General features: G+C 61.2%; 13 protein-coding genes. 8 read left to right on the forward strand and 5 right to left on the reverse strand.

Going from position 1 to position 13,493, the window contains the following annotated elements:
• Positions 1-47 precede the first annotated feature (47 nt).
• Positions 48-1,052 carry a LacI family DNA-binding transcriptional regulator gene (locus CVS30_RS07470; RefSeq protein WP_110484700.1) on the reverse strand — a complete coding sequence of 335 codons (1,005 nt, stop codon included), beginning with the start codon at positions 1,050-1,052 and terminating at the stop codon, positions 48-50.
• Positions 1,053-1,239: 187 nt separating this feature from the next.
• On the opposite strand from CVS30_RS07470, the gene CVS30_RS07475 reads away from it, so the two are divergent.
• The 6 genes from CVS30_RS07475 to CVS30_RS17950 all read left to right on the forward strand — a co-directional run bounded on the left by CVS30_RS07475 (position 1,240) and on the right by CVS30_RS17950 (position 4,287).
• Entirely contained in the window at positions 1,240-1,473 is a 234-nt protein-coding gene (locus CVS30_RS07475; protein ID WP_110484701.1) for a hypothetical protein, read from the forward strand.
• Positions 1,473-2,057 carry a HutD/Ves family protein gene (locus CVS30_RS07480; protein WP_110484702.1) on the forward strand — a complete coding sequence of 195 codons (585 nt, stop codon included), beginning with the start codon at positions 1,473-1,475 and terminating at the stop codon, positions 2,055-2,057. Before CVS30_RS07475 ends, CVS30_RS07480 begins: the two co-directional genes overlap by 1 nt.
• A 4-nt stretch (positions 2,058-2,061) precedes the next feature.
• On the forward strand, positions 2,062-2,901 hold the full coding sequence (locus CVS30_RS07485) for a PhzF family phenazine biosynthesis protein (protein ID WP_110484703.1): 840 nt from the start codon (positions 2,062-2,064) through the stop codon (positions 2,899-2,901).
• Positions 2,902-2,981: 80 nt separating this feature from the next.
• Entirely contained in the window at positions 2,982-3,779 is a 798-nt protein-coding gene (locus CVS30_RS07490; RefSeq protein WP_110484704.1) for a hypothetical protein, read from the forward strand.
• Between the two features lie 49 nt (positions 3,780-3,828).
• Positions 3,829-3,954: a hypothetical protein gene (locus CVS30_RS18395; protein ID WP_281268071.1), complete on the forward strand. Its 126-nt coding sequence runs from the start codon at positions 3,829-3,831 to the stop codon at positions 3,952-3,954.
• A 54-nt stretch (positions 3,955-4,008) separates the two neighbouring features.
• Entirely contained in the window at positions 4,009-4,287 is a 279-nt protein-coding gene (locus tag CVS30_RS17950; RefSeq protein ID WP_181419721.1) for a hypothetical protein, read from the forward strand.
• Between the two features lie 108 nt (positions 4,288-4,395).
• Here the strand turns inward: CVS30_RS17950 and CVS30_RS07500 are convergent, their stop codons facing one another.
• Positions 4,396-6,099 carry a DEAD/DEAH box helicase gene (locus CVS30_RS07500; RefSeq protein WP_110484705.1) on the reverse strand — a complete coding sequence of 568 codons (1,704 nt, stop codon included), beginning with the start codon at positions 6,097-6,099 and terminating at the stop codon, positions 4,396-4,398.
• A gap of 313 nt (positions 6,100-6,412) precedes the next feature.
• On the opposite strand from CVS30_RS07500, the gene trmB reads away from it, so the two are divergent.
• Both trmB and CVS30_RS07510 read left to right on the forward strand, forming a co-directional pair.
• Entirely contained in the window at positions 6,413-7,357 is a 945-nt protein-coding gene (trmB, locus tag CVS30_RS07505; RefSeq protein ID WP_110484706.1) for a tRNA (guanosine(46)-N7)-methyltransferase TrmB, read from the forward strand.
• Between the two features lie 213 nt (positions 7,358-7,570).
• Positions 7,571-11,080 (forward strand): DEAD/DEAH box helicase, encoded by a 3,510-nt coding sequence (locus tag CVS30_RS07510; RefSeq protein WP_110484707.1) that lies wholly within the window; start codon positions 7,571-7,573, stop codon positions 11,078-11,080.
• A gap of 229 nt (positions 11,081-11,309) precedes the next feature.
• On the opposite strand, the gene CVS30_RS07515 is transcribed toward CVS30_RS07510, so the two are convergent.
• The 3 genes from CVS30_RS07515 to CVS30_RS07525 form a co-directional block, all read right to left on the reverse strand.
• Positions 11,310-11,768: a heat shock protein transcriptional repressor HspR gene (locus CVS30_RS07515; protein WP_110484708.1), complete on the reverse strand. Its 459-nt coding sequence runs from the start codon at positions 11,766-11,768 to the stop codon at positions 11,310-11,312.
• A gap of 56 nt (positions 11,769-11,824) precedes the next feature.
• A complete protein-coding gene (locus CVS30_RS07520) occupies positions 11,825-12,805 on the reverse strand; it encodes a DnaJ C-terminal domain-containing protein (RefSeq protein ID WP_110484709.1) in 981 nt (326 codons plus the stop codon).
• A gap of 108 nt (positions 12,806-12,913) precedes the next feature.
• A complete protein-coding gene (locus CVS30_RS07525) occupies positions 12,914-13,492 on the reverse strand; it encodes a nucleotide exchange factor GrpE (protein WP_110484710.1) in 579 nt (192 codons plus the stop codon).
• Position 13,493 lies beyond the last annotated feature (1 nt).

Consider the following 13,493-nt stretch of genomic DNA (forward strand, 5'->3'; position numbering starts at 1 on the left):
GAGTCCGCTGGCACTGCTCAGAGCAGCGATGTCAGGAAGGTGATTTGTTAGTGTGTCGCGCTCAGTACGGCCGGATCATTCTTGTGATTCGCAGCAAGCGCATTGGTTGATCGTCGAACAATCAGTTGGGATTCAAGGATGAATTCCGATTGTCTCGGCGGCTTTCTGTCAATGAGTTCTAACGCCAGTTCGAGTCCCAGCGCACCGCTTTGGGCGACTCCGACCTTTACCGAGGTCAATCCTGGATCGGAGACGGCTCCTATTTCCAGGTCATCTATTCCTAGAATGCTGAAGTCGCCCGGGCAGCTATAGCCCATCGTCCGGATTTCCGATGCGACGCCCAACGCAACTAAATCGTTGTAGGCAATGACTGCCGTTGCACCACTTGCGACCACCGCGGCGGCGGCTGCTAGCCCGCCTTGGATGCTAGCTGCTTGATTGCCAACGGTAATCAGCTCGATGTCCCACTCTTTGGCAAGTTCAGACAGCGCCAAATATCTGGTTCTGCTAGCCCAAGCGGTAACCGGACCAGGCACATGCACAATTTTTCGGTGGCCCAAGGCATAGAGATGTTCAACAGCCTGGCGTAAGCCTTGTCGCACATCCATAAAAATCGAGATAGCTCCGGGGGCTTGGCCATTGATCACAACGAGGGGGATGTTTCCCGCTGCTTTTCGAATGGCGTTACTCTCGGAACGAGGTGAACATACAATCAGCGCATCAGCTGTTCGGCTCAACGTGCTGATGAGTTCTTGTTCTCTCGCAGGATCTTCATTGGTGTCAGCCAAGATCATTCGGTGGCGACCTGGCCATGAGCTGTTTTGAATTGACTTAATCAGCTCTGCATAAAACGAGTTAGAGATGTCCGGGACCACGACCCCAATCGCCTTCGATCGGGAAGAGAGAGGAACTTCATAGCCCAGTGAGAAGGCGGCATCTAAGACGCGCTTCTGAGTTCTTGGTGCCAAGAGGCCCGAGTCTTTGAAAGCCCTCGAAGCTGTCGCCAATGAGACGCCAGCTGCTGCTGCAACATCTTTCAACGTCGCTGCCATAACGTCCTCCTTAACGTCTAACCGCCCCAAGTAATCCCTGAAGCACCAATATGACAATCATCACTGGCTTTTCATTTTGATGCAACAGTTTTCATTTGTTTTCATTTTGTCTTCCTCCCCCTTCAGCTTGCAGCGTTTTAAGTCTGAGATTGCCCGGGGCCACAACGGCGCCGCGTAAGCTAGTCCCATGCGTAAAAAGACCGACTGGCTGGACATCATCGTCAACTTCGCCAGCTTCGCGGCCATGATTCTGGTCCTCACCTTCGCCAGGATCAACCTGCCGCTCAAGATCGTCCTGGCCTTCGCCGTCTCCCTCGCCATCACGGGAGGCTGGTCGTACTACAAACGCAAGCTCCGCCGTCGACCATCAGATCTCAAACGCCTGCACGTGTACAGCGAGAAGAATGTGGACGAAAAATAGTGGAAATCATCCGTTACGCCTCCCTGAAGAGCACGCCCTGGCCCAACGGTGGCGGTGTCACGCGGCAGATCGCGGCCGGCCCGGACGCCAAGAGCTGGGACTGGCGCGTCAGCCTCGCCGAGGTCGCCAAGGCCGGCCCGTTCTCTCCGATGCCCGGCATTGACCGGATTATTACGGTCGTCGAGGGCGAGCTCATCGCGCTGAGCGTCGACGGTGCCGAGCAGGCGCTCGAGAAGTTCCGCCCGTTCCGCTTTTCCGGCGACTCCGACACCTCCGCAAGCCTGCCCACCGGCGCGCTCAAGGACCTGAATCTCATGACCCGCCGTGGCGCCTTCAAGGGCTACGCCGCCATCATTGAGCTGTCCAAGAAGCGCCCGCACCCCGTGTTCGCGGACCAGTTCGCCGTGCTGTTGCAGGGCTCGGCTACCGTCTCTCCCTCGGCAACGGACGACGCCGATGCCTCCTCCCCTGCGATTGTCGCCGAGGCGTTGGGCAAGTTTGACACGGTGGTGGGCTCGGACGCTGCCCCGGAAATTTCCGGACGCGGCTTCCTCGCTGTGCTGAGCATCGACCCCGTTCTCTAACGCCATGGTGATGTCGCGCCGCTACAGCGAGGTCGATGTTTTTTCCGCGACAGCTTACCGCGGCAATGCGCTGGCCGTGGTCCACGACGCCGAGGACTTGAGCACGGCGGAAATGCAACAGTTCGCCAACTGGACCAACCTCGCCGAGACCACTTTTTTGCTCGCGCCCACTGATTCACGGGCGGATTACCGGGTCAGAATTTTTACGGCGAGCGAGGAGCTGCCCTTCGCCGGGCACCCAACGTTGGGATCCGCGAGGGCATGGTTGGGCTCCGGCGGAACCGTAGGCGCAAGCGGTGTGATCATGCAGGAATGCGAGGCCGGACTCGTGCCGGTTCGCGTGAGAGCTGACCGCCTAGCTTTTGCGGCGCCACCGCTGACACGATACGAAGCCATCGAAGAATCTCGCCTACAGCAGGTGGCAAGCGTTCTCGGCATTGAACGTGAGCATATTCTCGACTCCTCGTGGATCGTCAACGGACCCCGCTGGATGGGCATCCGCTTGGCCTCGGCGCAAGAAGTCTTGGCGCTCCGGCCAGATCCCACTCGCTTGGATGATCTCGAGATTGGTGTTGTGGGTCCTCACGCTCCCGGCGCTGAAGTTCAGTTTGAGGTGCGTGCGTTCTTTGGCGGCGACGCTGTCTGGGAGGATCCCGTCACGGGAAGCCTCAATGCGGGGTTGGCGCGCTGGATGAGCGATACCCAGGTGGCGCCGTCGAACTATGTTGCCGCGCAAGGAACTGTTCTTGGACGAGAAGGGCGCGTGCACATCGACATCGAGGACGCCACGATTTGGGTGGGCGGAGAAGCTACCCTCTGCATCGAGGGCACGGTCCAGCTTTAACGGCATAGTTTCATCCCTGAGTCTGAGGCCTGATCGTTCCTTCCTGCATAGGCTGAGAGTTCCTAGGGGAAGGACCAGCAATGAGTCGTTGGGCGTTCAAGAGTACATTTCGCGCGGCGTTAGTGACCGCCGCTGTTGCGTCATTCGTGGGAATGAGCGGGTGCGCCGCCGCGCCCACCAGCAGCTACATCAACGCGGCTGGCACGGAAGTCACCGTGAATTGGAAGGACTATCCGGCCCACGCGTATTCGCTGGCTGAGGAGATCCTTGCAGCGCCCGTCAAAGAGGACGCTGAGGGAGTGTCGGCGGCGATACTGGATGAGCTCAAGGCTGCACTTACTGAAGAGTTCGAGCTGCAGTGGGCCGCCAATGGCGAATCCGGCTGGTATCCCGAACAAGGCAATGGGTACGGCGGCAAGGCCATGACCACCACCTTCAACTCGGTGTCGTGGGACAGCGACAACGCCCCTGTCGGAAGCTCTGACTGGGAAGAAATTCTGGCCATCACCAACCGCATCACGAGCGCCGGTGGACTCGGAGCGGTGAAGTTGTCCCCCGATGCGGCGAGCCTCAAGAATGACCCCGCATGGCACCAGGAATTGCTGGATAAACACGGCACGACGGATCCAAACAAGCTTTATTGGTGGACTGGCACAGCCTATGCAAACTCCCAGTGGCTCTCGATCGCACTCGTGAATGTTGACCGGGATACAACAGGCAAGGCTGCCGCGGAGTACGAGAAATCTGGGCTCCCACCCCGCAGCATTTCCCTGAGCTATGGCGTTACCACCCTGGCCAGACAAGACCTGGCCGCGTTTAGGGACGCGCTCGAACCATTCGAGGGGCTCACCCCGCCCGAAGCGACCACCTCAGACTGACTACCTCGTAGCCGGAGCTGGCCAGCGGGTGGCGCAGTAGGCTGAGGCCTTGACGTTTCCGATCCTTGCCTTGATCTGCCTCTTGGCACTTATGGGGCCGCTGCTGGCGTTGCCTATAAAATGGCGAATCCCTGTGGTGATCGGCGAGCTTCTTGCCGGCCTGTTGATCGGTTGAACCGGGCTGAATCTCGTGGACCCGGCCGAACCCACCTTTACATTTCTGGCCGAAATGGGGGTTCGCAGTCATCATGTTTGTGGCCGGACCCCACGTCCCGGTCAGGGACAAGCAAATCCGGCCTGCGCTTCGGCAGCAGCCGGCGTGGGGCTGGCAATGTGGAGCCACGTGTCGATCATGCTCGCGGGCTTCACCTTTGGGTTGGCGGTCTCGACGCCGGGCGAACCGGCTGCCCTGGTCCTCGGCGCCCTCGTCACGATGGCTGCTGCGACCGTGGCCGCAGGGCGCTATGCAAACGCCGGCACCGCGGGCGTCAAAACGAACCGGCACTAATCCCTGTCCAGTGACTTCATTGAGAACGACGGAGCCCCGCCGAATCAGATGTTGTGCAACATCTGATTCGGCGGGGCTCCGTCTTACTCGGCGAATTTAGCCTGTGGGCTAGCGTCCGCGACGCTGGTTGGAGGCCGGAGCCGACGCACGGCGGGCACCGCCACCGGAGCGTGCCGGACGAGCCGAGCCACCACCGTTTGCGTTGTAGCTGCCGCCGGAGGTTCCACCGGTGTTGGAGGACCAGGCCGGGCTCGATCCGGTGCGTGCACCTTCGCGTGTTCCGCCCTGCGGGGCGCGCTTGCCGCGAGCTACATCGCCGTCGCGAGCCGGACGACCTTCACCGGAACGTACGGGACGGCCTTCGCCGGCAGCACGTGCCGGACGACGGTTTTCGCCGCCGCCGAAGCGGGCACCCTGCTGGGCGCCTTCGCGACGCTCGCCGCGGTTGCCCGCAGCTGCCGGACGCTCTGAAGAGTCGGAGGAAACGCGTCCACGGCCACCGCGGCCGCCACGGCCACCGGCGGTGGGGGCTGCGCCGGAACGGGCGCGCTTGCGCTGAGCGTTTGCACCGGTTGAGGTGCCACCGCCCTGAGCCGGCTGCTTGGAGGCGAGCAAGGCTGCACGGGTGCGCGGGTCAATCTTGTCAGCAACGTCGCCAACCAAGGTCGCGATCAGCGGTGAGCTGGTGGTGACGCGCTCGAAGTTCACGTCAACTCCGGCTGCGCGCATGAGCTTCTTGACGTCGCCCTGCTGCTCCGGGAGCGTCAAGGTGACAACAACGCCGTCGGATCCGGCGCGAGCCGTACGACCCGAGCGGTGCAGGTAAGCCTTGTGTTCTGTGGGCGGGTCAACGTGGATAACCAGTTCGATGTCATCAACGTGCACGCCGCGGGCGGCAACGTCGGTGGCAACCAGGACGCGAACGTCACCGGTGGAGAACTCGGCCAGGTTCCGGTCACGGGCATTCTGTGACAGGTTTCCATGAAGGTCGACGGCGGGGATGCCGGCGTCGGTCAGGGTCTTGGCCAGCTTGCGAGCGTGGTGCTTGGTGCGCATGAAGAGGATGCGGCGACCGGCGCCCGATGCGAGCTCAACGATGACCTGCTTCTTGACGGTCTGGTCGTTGACCACAAGAACGTGGTGCTCCATGGTGGAAACAGCAGCCTTGGGCTCGTCCACCGAGTGGGTGAGCTGGTTGGAGAGGTAACGCTGAACAATCTTGTCCACGCCGTTATCCAAGGTGGCGGAGAACAGCATGCGCTGACCCTGGGTGGGGGTCGTGTCCAGGAGGCGCTTGACGACGGGCAGGAAGCCGAGGTCAGCCATGTGGTCGGCCTCATCGAGGACCGTGATCTCAACGTTTTCCAGCGAGACGATGCGCTGCTTCATGAGGTCTTCGAGGCGACCCGGGCAAGCGATGACGATGTCAACACCGGCGCGCAGGGCCTTTTCCTGACGAGCCTGTGAGACACCACCGTAGATGACGGTCGTGTTCAAGCCCATGGCCTTGGCGAGGGGCTCGATGGTGTTGTTTAGCTGGGTTGCGAGCTCGCGCGTCGGAGCCAAAACCAGGCCCATCGGCTTGCCGGGCTTGCGGAAGTACGGGGCTTCGCGCTCGGCCAGGCGGGCTACGAGCGGGATGGAGAAGGCAATGGTCTTGCCGGAGCCGGTGCGGCCGCGACCCAGAACATCGCGGCCTGCCAGGGTGTCCGGCAGGGTCTTGATCTGGATGGGGAATGCTTCTTCAATGCCCTGAGCGGCGAGTGAAGCAACGATTTCCTTGGGCGCACCAAGGGCAGCAAAAGTTGTCATGTAAAGAGAGAATCTTTCGTAAGGCGGTTCAACGTCCCACGGGCAGTTTTGACCGCGGGTTCGCCGATTCAATGCCAGAGCGTGTCAACCGCGAGTTGCTATAGAGCAAAATCAATGCGGGACAAGTTGCATGCGTTCATCGACGCAGAATGCGCTTAATGCACATTAAGTAGTCTCAGTCTAACAGCGGCTCGACGCCGGACCTCCCGAAAGTGCCACAACTCACCTTCTGCGCTGTGGATCCTAGGAGGCGCCCCTATGAACCTCGATGCGATTGAACCAGCTCTCACTAACCCCGGTACGCTTAACTCCGATGAGTGAAAACCCAGTTTCCAGCCCAGAATCCCTAGCGACTGCCGCAGAGGCCAGCGCAACTGACACCGTTGCGCAGCATCTTGAGCAGCCCGCGCCGCGTACGGAAGACGGCTCCGCGCGTCCCGTCACGCCGGGAAGTCAGGCCGCCGAGGGCACCTACCGCGCCCAGCCGGTGTCGTTTGTGCGTCGCGGCACCCGTTTGCAGGGCCGCCGCCAGCAGGCGTGGAATGATCACTCCGACACTCTCGCGGTAGACGTTCCCCGCCACATCTCCGACACCTCGGTGCACCCCGAATACGTCTTTGATGCTGAAGAAGAATTTGGCCGCACGGCTCCTCTGGTGGTTGAAATTGGTTCTGGCTTGGGCGACGCCGTCATCCATGCAGCCAAGGAGAACCCGGACAAGGACTTCCTGGCCGTTGAGGTCTACACCCCCGGACTGGCCCAGACTATCCAAAAGATCGTTTCCAACGAGCTCAACAACGTCCGCGTGGTGCAGGCCAACGCCCCCGAGGTCCTGAGCACCATGCTCCCGGCTGGCTCGGTCAGTGAGGTGTGGGTATTCTTCCCGGACCCGTGGCACAAGACCAAGCACAACAAGCGCCGCATGGTGAAGGACACCTTCGCCCCGCTCGTGGCCCGCGTCCTAGCTCCCGGTGGAACCTGGCGCCTGGCCACCGACTGGTCCACCTACGCCGAGCAGATGCTGGAGGTTGGTGCGGCTGCGGAAGAGTTCACCAACATGCACGACGGCGAACGCACCGGTTCCGATAGCCCCCTCACCGCGGCGCGACTCAGTGGAGTAGATTGCGAACAAAGTGACGAGCCGGACACGGTGGGTGGTTGGGCTCCGCGTTTTGACGGACGTATCTTGACGAGTTTTGAAAATAAGGCGCACAAGGCCGGTCGAGTCATCTTCGACCTCGCGTTCCGCCGCAACTAAGCACCACCGTGCCGTGGGGCGGCGGATTTGTGACGAGAATTCGCCGCCCCACCAAAGATCTCCGTGCCTTTTTGCACTGGATTCGCCTCACCATTACCTCGTTACGGGATCTCAACGAACCCAAAAGATGAAAGTGTGGCCCAAAGCCGCCTAAGATTGATAGATGTGGTTCGCAATCTTGAACCCTCCTCAACCGACAGGTGGAAAAGTTCCGTGACGCAATCCTCCGCGAGTTCCCGTTTGCTAACGCGAGTCGCCGAGTTCACCGACAATTCCATTGCGGCTGGCCGTGTGTATGCAGATCAGGGACGGGTCAGCGACATCACGCTGGAACCGGAAACTGGGCTACTCTCCGGCAAGGTGGCAGGAACTCAGGTTTACCGGACAACGGCAAAGCTTGTCCGCGAGCACGACGGCGTGATCGCCTGCCGTGTCGGCATCTGCAACTGCCCGGTGCGCCAAAATTGCAAACACGTCGTGGCCTTGATCGCCGCTGCTGAAGCCGATCAGTCGTTCACCGATTTCTTCGTTCCCGAGGAAGCGCCGCGGGAACCCACGTTCCTGGAAACGCTGCTGGCCAAGGCCAAGGACGGCAAGTCGGCCGCCTCTGCACCTGCTCCCAGCGATGACGTCGAAGCGCTCGACTCTTGGGAAGCGGCCCTTTCCGCCCTTCTTCCACCAACGACGCTTGCACCCAGCGCGGACACCCCGGCCCTGGGTCTGCAATTTGAGCTTCATGTTCCCCCGCCTCGTTTTTCTTACCGCGGTCGCGGTGGCACGGTTCCCTCGGAGCCTGTCCTCAACGTGCGCCCGGTTGTCATGGGCACGCGCGGAAAATGGGTTAAGACCGGCGTCAGCTGGGCAACCCTCGGCTACCTGACGTACGGCGGCGCCCACGACCGCACACAGCTGGAATGGCTCACGGAATTCCTGACCTCGCACAGCCCACGGCAGTTCAACCATGGCAATGCTGGTTCCTGGTTGTCACTGAACGATTTCGCTGGCCGCAATCTCTGGCAGCTGCTCCATGGCGCACACAAAAACGGTATTGCCCTGATCCAGACCGGTAATGGTGACCCGGTCCGGGTTGTTGAGCACAACGCCAAGCTGCAACTCGATGTCACGCAGGGCGAATCCGGCGGCCTCGATGTTGGCCCCATGATCGAGATCGACGGCGTGCCCGTCACCGCAGAGATCGTGGGCCGCGTGGGCAATCCCGTCAACGGCTTGTTCTTCAGCAATCTCTCCGAGCCCACCGCGATGGGCGGACCGGCCCCGGTAAGCCACAGCGGTGGCGTTGTACGCGGAGATCTCACCTTGGCTCCCTTGCCGGCAGATGTCTCCACGCAGATGCTTGATTTCGCCCTTCGCAAGGAACTTGTCCACGTTCCGGAGACGGCCAGGGAGAAGTTCCTGACCCAGTTCTACCCGCAGCTGAAGCAGGCCGCCCCCGTGGTGTCAGCCGATCATTCCGTGGAGCTTCCAGCCTATGTAGAGCCGACGCTTTCACTCTTGGCCGCTTACGGTTCCGATCACACGGTTCGTTTGCATTGGGAATGGCACTACCCCGTCGGTAATCGCGTGACGTCCCTGCCGCTCTGGCCGGAACTGGGCGAGCACGCGGTGCGGGATACCGCTGCGGAGGCTCGACTCGTTGCCAGTGTTGGGCAGCCGTGGGAAGACATTACGGATATGGGTGTCGCGGCGAATCATGCCTGGGGTGACCCTACGTTGGCGGGGACCGCAGCTCTGAGCGGGCTCGATACCCTGACCTTCACCGAGACGGTCCTGCCGCGTTTGCGGGAACTGCCCGGTGTTGAAGTCGATACCAGCGGTGACATCGCCAGCTACCGCGAGGTCACCGAGGCTCCCGTCGTCACGATTTCCACCAAGGCCACCGACGAGCGCGACTGGTTTGACCTGGGCATTGTGATCACGCTCGAGGGACAGTATGTCTCCTTCGCCGCCGTCTTCTCCGCGCTGGCTGCAGGGAATACGCGCATGCTGTTGCCCAGTGGCGCTTATTTCTCCCTGGATCGCCCCGAGTTGCACCAGTTGCGCGCCTTGATTGACGAAGCTCGCAGCCTCAACGACAACAAGGACGGGGAGCTGCGCATCAGCCGCTTCCAGGCTGGCTTGTGGGACGAGTTGGCCCAGTTGGGCATTGTCGACGAGCAGGCGCAGGCTTGGCGTAAGGCGATTTCTGGTCTGCTCGACGGCGGACCTCCCGTACCGCTGCCAACTCCTGAGGGCCTCAACGCGACTTTGCGTCCATACCAGTTGGATGGTTTTAACTGGCTGCATTTCTTGTACAGCTTTGGTCTTGGCGGCGTTCTTGCCGATGACATGGGTTTGGGTAAAACCGTCCAGACCTTGGCCTTGATGTGCCAGGTTAAGGCCGATGCGGCTGCCGGCGTAGGCGCCGATGCTGCCACCGAGGCGGGCACGGGCGATAGCGTTGGATCCGGTTCAGGGTCCGGCAATAAGCCCTTCCTCGTGGTCGCACCGACCTCCGTGGTGGGTAACTGGGCTAGTGAAAGCATCAAGTTTGCGCCGGGGCTGCGCGTCGTCACCGTGTCCGAGACTTTTGCCAAGAGCGGCCTGAATTCGGCGGCCTTCTTTGATGGTGCGGATATTGTCATTACCTCTTACGCCTTGTTCCGGATCGATTTCGCCGAGTACGGTATGCAGCCGTTTGCCGGGTTGATCTTGGATGAGGCGCAGTTCGTCAAGAATCACCAGTCGAAGGCTTACCAGTGCGCCCGGAAGCTGAAGGCTCCGTTCAAGCTGGCCGTCACGGGTACTCCCATGGAAAACAACCTCATGGAGCTGTGGGCGTTGCTCTCGATCGTGGCTCCTGGTCTGTTCCCCAGCCCGAAGCGTTTTGCCGAGTTCTACCAGCGTCCCATTGAAAAGAGTGCGGACTCCGAGTTGCTGACTAAACTGCGTGCCCGGGTTAAGCCGCTCATGCTGCGCCGCACCAAGGAAGCCGTGATTGCCGATCTTCCGGCCAAGCAGGAGCAGGTGCTAGAAGTTGAGCTGAATCCACGTCACCAGAAGATCTACCAGACACATCTGCAGCGTGAACGCGCCAAAATTCTGGGCTTGCTCGAAGACGTGAACAAGAACCGTTTCACGATCTTCCAGTCGCTGACCTTGCTGCGCCAGCTCAGCCTGGATGTGTCGCTCGTCGACGAAGGCCAGGCCGGGGTGCGCTCGTCCAAGCTGGATGTACTCTTCGAACAGCTCGAAGACGTGGTCAAGGAAGGGCACCGCGCGCTGATCTTCAGCCAGTTCACGGGCTTCCTGGGCAAGGTGCGTGATCGCCTCGTGGCCGAGGGTATTGACTTCCAATACCTTGACGGAGCTACCCGGAATAGGGCCGCCGTCGTGGATGAATTCAAGAATGGCGATTCCCCGCTGTTCCTGATCAGCCTCAAGGCCGGTGGTTTTGGTTTGAACCTGACCGAGGCCGACTACGTCTTCATCCTTGACCCGTGGTGGAACCCCGCCTCCGAGGCTCAGGCCGTGGACCGTACCCACCGCATCGGACAGAAGAAAAACGTGATGGTGTACCGTCTCGTCGCCAAGGACACGATCGAAGAAAAGGTCATGGCGTTGAAGGCCAAGAAGTCGCAGCTGTTCTCGGACGTCATGAGCGGTGATTCGCTCTCCAGCGGCGCCCTGACAGCCACCGATCTGGCCGGCCTCTTCCGAGACTGAGAAATCCCGCCTCTAGGGGAGTCAGTCACGCGGCAGGCTCCCCTGCGCCCCTTCCGCTCATCGACTCGTCAGCTAACGCCCTTTCGCCGCGTGGATAAGGGCGTGACGTGACGACTCAAAACGCAGGTGGCGACTGCGCAAAGGGTGCTTAAAGCAAAACCCGCAGCTGCTGACTACCTCACGAATGGTTCGTGAGGTAGTCAGCAGCTGCGGGCCTGTTTGTGGCTCGTTACTTCTTTTTGGCTGTGAGCGCTCGGGGGCTCCACACCACCATGGCCTGGCTGCGAGGCCGAGGGCGCTGGCCCCGTGAGAGGGCCACGATGTCTCCGCCCATCAGGCCGGCGGCAAAGACGCGGCTGTTGGTGCGGGGAGGTCGGGACTCCATCTCGGCCGTGACCAGTTCAAGCTGTTCGCTCAGTTCTACGACCTTCGAACGCAGCGCATCAACCTGATTTTGCAACTCCATGATGCGCCGAATACCTTCGAGGGAGACGCCCTCGTGTGAGAGCCGCTGCACCTCCCGGAGCATGTTCACATCATGCTGCGAATAGCGCCGCGATCGGCCGGGCGCGCGGCTCGGCTTCACAATCCCCAGCCGGTCGTACTGCCGCAAGGTCTGCGGATGCATATCGGCCAATTCGGCCGCAACGGAGATCACAAAGATCGGTGAATACGGGTCAACAATCATCGTGAGCTCCTTTCTGAAGTAGTGGTGATAACGCTAGGCTCGACCAGCGGTGGTGGCTACAGCTTAGATTTGTCCGCCAGCGTGGCGCGGGGGTCGCCGTCGGCCGTGGCTGCCGCGAAGGCTCGCACGGCTTCTTCGGCTTCCTTGCTGAGCTTCTGCGGAACTGTCACATCGATCGTGACGAGGAGATCGCCGTCGCCCTTCTTGGTCTGCACACCGGCTCCCTTGACGCGCAAGGTACGGCCCGACGGCGTTCCGGCAGGCACGCGGACGCGTACCGTGTCGCCAACCAGGGTTGGGACGCTGATGTCGGCTCCGAGGGCCGCCTCGGCAAAGGTGACGGGAACGTGGACACGGATGTTGTCGCCGTCGCGGACAAAGAAGTCGTGTGGCTTGACCTTCACGGTGACCATCAGATCGCCGGGTCCGGCAGCGCCTGGCTGGCCCTTGCCCTTGACGCGAACTTTCTGGCCATCCTTGATGCCCGCGGGAATGCGAACGTCGATAACCTCGCCATTGGGCTCACGCAAGGCAATCTTTGTTCCCTTGATGGAGCCACCGAAGGAGATGGTGGTGCTGGCGCTGCGATCGGCACCCTTAGAGGGAGGGGGCTGGAAGCCACCAAAACCGCCACCGCCGCCACCGCCAAAGAGGTCTGCAAATTCCGGGGGCAGGCCTGAGCCGCCACCGAATCCGCCACCGCCGCGCTGTCCGCCGCGGCCGCCGCCGAAGAGGTCACCAAAGACGTCTTCAAAGCCGCCGCCACCATGACCGGCACCGCCTGCGCTGAAGCGGGCACCGCCGCCCATGGCGCGAATCGCGTCGTACTGCTCGCGGTCTTCCTTGCTCGAGAGCACGGAATACGCTTCGGAGACGTCCTTGAAAGTCTTCTCGGCCTGGGGATCACCGGAGTTTGTATCCGGATGATACTTGCGGGCCAGCTTTCGGTAGGCCTTCTTAATATCAGCCTCAGACGCATCTTTGGATACACCAAGGATTTTGTAGAAGTCTTTTTCTGCCCAGTCCTGACTTGCCAAGACGCCTCCTTTCTAAAAGTTTGTGGGATGTTGCTGCGTCGGGCCCACGCGCCCGAGGGCCCCGGCCTGAATTCGCGCCAGCGAATTCAGGCCGGGAGGGCGTGGGTATTACGCTTCGGGAACTGCCACGATTACCTGAGCGGCGCGCAGAACGCGGTCGCCGGACCGGTAACCATTGCGCAGCACCTGGCTGACCGTGTCAATTTCAACATCGGCAGACGGCTGCTGGATGAGTGCCTCGTGCACGGTCGGGTCGAAGGCGACGTCAACGGCGTCGATCTTCTCCAAGCCATACGTGGTCAAGGCGGTCTCCAGCTTAGTGGCGATAGCCGCGAACGGACCGTCGACAATGTCACCGTGAGTGCGGCCAGCATCGATATCATCGAGCACCGGCAACAGCGAGTTCAGGACGCCAATGACGGCCATCTGGCCGGCAACTGCCCGGTCGCGCTCGACGCGCTTGCGGTAGTTGACGTACTCGGCCTGGAGGCGAAGAAGGTCATTCTTCAGCTCGAGCGCCTCGTCCGTGGCGGAACCCTGAGCTACGGATTCTTCGGCAGGAACCTCAACACCGTTGAGGATGTCCTCGGCCTGGGAAAGCGCGTCGCCTTCGGTCTCGGCGGACTCAACCGTCGGGTCCTTCGGGTCTACCGGCTGGCCCTCTTCGGGGTTTACGGACTCAGACATG

It is taken from the genome of Arthrobacter psychrolactophilus, assembly GCF_003219795.1.
Classification (GTDB): Bacteria; Actinomycetota; Actinomycetes; order Actinomycetales; family Micrococcaceae; genus Specibacter; species Specibacter psychrolactophilus.